A 3,636-nucleotide genomic window follows, 5' to 3' on the forward strand; every position below is an offset into this window, starting at 1 on the left:
ATCACTGCATTGATGATCCAGATCAAATCAATAGAGCATTTGACAGCCTGCTTGATTCTGAAAATGGATACTTTGAGGCCAGCTTTAATCCATTGACGCCCAGACAAAAGTCCCTCATAAAAGCTTTAGCCAGCGAGAAAACACCAAATTTATATGCTCAGGATTACATAAAAAAATATCATCTTGGTTCAATAGGCGCAATTCAGCAAGGTGTGAATACCTTGTCTAAAAACGATTTCATAACAAAGGAAAATGAGGTATGGAAAATAGTTGATCCAGTAATGGAAGCCTGGCTCAGGGACAGGGTGTTCGTATTTTGAAGTATGAAGAATGGGAAGAGGCTCTGCCCATGGCCGTCCCCCATGCCGGGCATTAATGATTTTCCTGCAAAAAGTCAGGAAAGGAGGTGACTCGGCAAAAAGTATCTTCATAACTCTTTGTTTTTACTGACTCCTGACCCCTGTCTCCTGACTTCTGCGACTGCAAAAAAGGGTTTTTGCAGTCGAATCATTAATGCCCATAATTGCGGAAGCCGGTATCCAGGAATACTGCCCGGAGTTATTGAGAAGGTATCTGTTTAGCTTTGCATGTGGCAGGGGGACTGGCTCTTCCGGGACCCACTTGTCCCAGAAATCGAGTCATTTTGAGCACAAAATGATGCTCAAGTGGGTCCCGGAGTGCCTGTACCCTGCTTTCCTTAAAAGCGCTAAACAGATACGCCCATTTTTGCCTCTGAATGGTCAATGCAGGTTCGCCAGGACAGTAGAGCAAGGGAGATTACGCTTTTTTTGAAAAAAAGATTGGGGACAGTCCCGAAGCCGGGGACAGTCCCTGTGCGAAGCCGCAATAAGTACATTTTTTTCAAAAGGTGCTTTGACTATTACTCTGCGTCTTCAGTTTTCAAAAAACGCGTAATACTCCCTTAGAGCTGTGTTGCTTAAAAGTCACTTCTGGACAATATCGGCCAGGGCCTTTTCTATCTCTGGGAACATGTACTCGAATCCGGCCTTCTGCAATACTGCAGGGACGCAGCGTTGACCAGTGAGGAGCATGTCTCCCACTTCGCCGTAAATGATCTTTAAGGCCAGTCCGGGCACTTTGAAAAAGGCTGGCCTTTTGAGCACCCTGGACATGGCCCGGGTAAAGTCTTCATTGGTTATTTCCTGGGGGGCGCATACATTTACGGGGCCGGATATGTCTTCTTTTGCGCTCATGAAGTGCAGGGCCCGGACCAGGTCCAGGATATGCACCCAGGGGAACCACTGCCTGCCGCTGCCCAGTTTTCCGCCCAGGCCGAGCCTGAATACGGGAAGCATCTGGGCCATGGCCCCTCCGCCGGGTCCAAGGACTGCCGGAAACCTGGATACAACCACCCGGTGTCCGAGTTTTTCCGCGGCCTGGGCCGCCTCCTGCCATTTTACGGCCACCTGGGACAAAAAGTCATTTCCCGGTCCGGTATTCTCATCCACCCGTTCATCGCTCCTTGGTCCGTAGTATCCCACTGCATTGGCACAGATGAAAGTCCTGGGCTCCAGGTCCTTCATGGCCGCCACCACGTTGTTGGTGGAATCCACGCGACTGGATTCGATGAGTTTTTTGGACTTGTCGTTCCACCTGGTCATTACCGGGGAGCCCACCAGGTTGATGACCACGTTCGCCTCGCTTACCCGATTCTGCCAGTCACCCTTTTTCAGGGGATCGCCCTGGACCAGACTGAACCTGGGCGATTTGTTTTTGACTTTGGATTCGTCCCGAACCAGGGCGGTAACTTCTTCCCCCTGCTCAAGAAGAAAATCCAGAAGATGTTTTCCCACAAAACCGGTTCCGCCGAGAATAAAATATTTCATGTCTTTCTCCCTGTCTGTTTATATCCATTTCTGGATGTAGGCATCCACATTGAACTTGCGTCTGCAACCGTTGTAGTTCATGTATCTTACTGTTCCAAAAATTTTCCTTTCTTTCCAGCCCCGGTCATGCACCCCGCCTATGGACCACATTATGCCTGTGTACCCATTGGGGTCTCGGCCATCAAGTTCATACTTGTCATTTAAGTAAATGGCCGTGTCAATGGCCTGTTCAGGGCTTCTGCTCCATTCCAGGATCTTTTTGGCCCAGTACATGCGCATATAGCCGTGCATCTTGCCGCTTTTGACCATTTCAGTCTGGGCCGCGTTCCAGAGGGGATCGTGGGTCAGGACCTGTTCCAGCGCCTGGGGTTCATAGAGATAATCCCTGCTGTCGCTGCGGTGTTTGTCCAGAGTATTTTGCGCCCAGGCGGGCAGACTCTGGAAATTGTCGTAGTTTTGATTGTAGTGGCAGAAATTGTCCGAAAGTTCCTTGCGCACAATCAGTTCTTCCAGGAAGGCTTCCCTTGACTGTACTGGAGTATCAAGCTGTTTTTTGACCTGCAGGGCTACTCTCTGGGCACTTGTGTGTCCAAAGTGCAGGTAAGGGGACAGGTTGGACAGAACTTGCATGTTGGGGTCGTTTCTTTGTTCATGATACAGGGAGAGCCTGTGGGCCATGAAATCATCCAGAACTTCGCCGGCACCGGCAGGGCCGGGACTTAGCCACCGCACAGGTGTTATGGTTCTGTCCAGATCCATCTCCTGCAACAGCCCGTCCGGATCAACCCCGGTCCCGGCCTGGGCTGGATATGGATGGGGCTTAACATCCAGGTAGTCTTCAAGAAATTCCTCCAGCTGCCTGTGAATTTTGGGCCGGATGGTCCTGGCGGCATATTCCTGCTTCTGGGATGTGCTCCAGCATGGGACGATATTGTGGGCATCCACTAAGTGCGCCGGCATGCCTGTTTTGTCCAGGACTGCCTTTTGCCAGGATTTTTTTATTCGCAGGGGGTCAAAATCCATGACCAGAAATGATGCCCGGTGTTTTTCAAGGTATGCAGGCAAAACGAGGTCGGCTTCTCCCCGTACCAGGTCCAGGGGGATATTCAGGCTTTCTGCAACGCCGGCAGATTCTTGCAGGCCCCTGAGCATAAAGTCGAACTGTCGCAGGCCTGCCTGCAAAAACCTGTCCGCCAGGCAAAAAACAATCCTCAGGGGGCGCGAGAGGTGCAGGGCCAGGTCCTGGGCGTGCACCAGGGCCCAGTTGTCCTTTATTCTCTGGTCCCGGCTCATCCAGTAAATGACCGGGCCTGAGTCCTGGTTGCCTGTTCTTATCTCCTGTATTCTACGGGGGTGAACGCGCATGAAAGAGTCCTCGCCGCTTGCAGTTGAATAAAATTATGAATATGAACTACAGGCATGCTTACAATCAAATGTTCCGGCTGTAAAAAAAAACTTTTCAAATACAGAAAGGTGGGCTCCGGAGAAGTTCTGCGCTGCCACAAGAGCCGGATTACCAGGTTTTATGACGGCCTGGAGCAGAAAGGAGGCCTTGCCTGTCCCTGTGGACAGGTGGTGGGCATTGACCAGGGCAGGTTTTACAAGATGAACTCCAGCGCCTTTACTTATACCGGCACCAAGGACAATAAATAGTTACTAAAGCGGGCCATGCCCGCAACCCAGATAAGAAAAGAGTTTTTAGCCCACAGATCACACAGATTGACACAGATAAAAGAGATTGAAGAAGCATGTTTTTTCCTTGCGGGAATAAGAACCCGCAAGGAAAAGG

General features: G+C 50.6%; 4 protein-coding genes. 2 read left to right on the forward strand and 2 right to left on the reverse strand.

From position 1 onward, the window contains the following. A partial coding sequence (locus tag QZP87_RS15085; protein WP_291323753.1) for a hypothetical protein occupies positions 1 to 320 on the forward strand: 320 nt, incomplete at its 5' end. A gap of 624 nt (positions 321 to 944) precedes the next feature. Here QZP87_RS15085 and QZP87_RS15090 read toward each other — a convergent pair. Beyond that, positions 945 to 1,847 carry a TIGR01777 family oxidoreductase gene (locus QZP87_RS15090; protein ID WP_291323754.1) on the reverse strand — a complete coding sequence of 301 codons (903 nt, stop codon included), beginning with the start codon at positions 1,845 to 1,847 and terminating at the stop codon, positions 945 to 947. 18 nt (positions 1,848 to 1,865) lie between these two features. Next, complete coding sequence (locus QZP87_RS15095) at positions 1,866 to 3,212, reverse strand: deoxyribodipyrimidine photo-lyase (protein ID WP_291323755.1); 1,347 nt, start codon at positions 3,210 to 3,212, stop codon at positions 1,866 to 1,868. A gap of 54 nt (positions 3,213 to 3,266) precedes the next feature. On the opposite strand from QZP87_RS15095, the gene QZP87_RS15100 reads away from it, so the two are divergent. Then, positions 3,267 to 3,500, forward strand: coding sequence for a hypothetical protein (locus QZP87_RS15100; RefSeq protein ID WP_008870865.1), 234 nt, complete (start codon positions 3,267 to 3,269; stop codon positions 3,498 to 3,500). Positions 3,501 to 3,636: the final 136 nt, after the last annotated feature.

The sequence above is a fragment of the Desulfonatronospira sp. genome (assembly GCA_003563255.1).
Taxonomy (GTDB): domain Bacteria; phylum Desulfobacterota; class Desulfovibrionia; order Desulfovibrionales; family Desulfonatronovibrionaceae; genus Desulfonatronospira.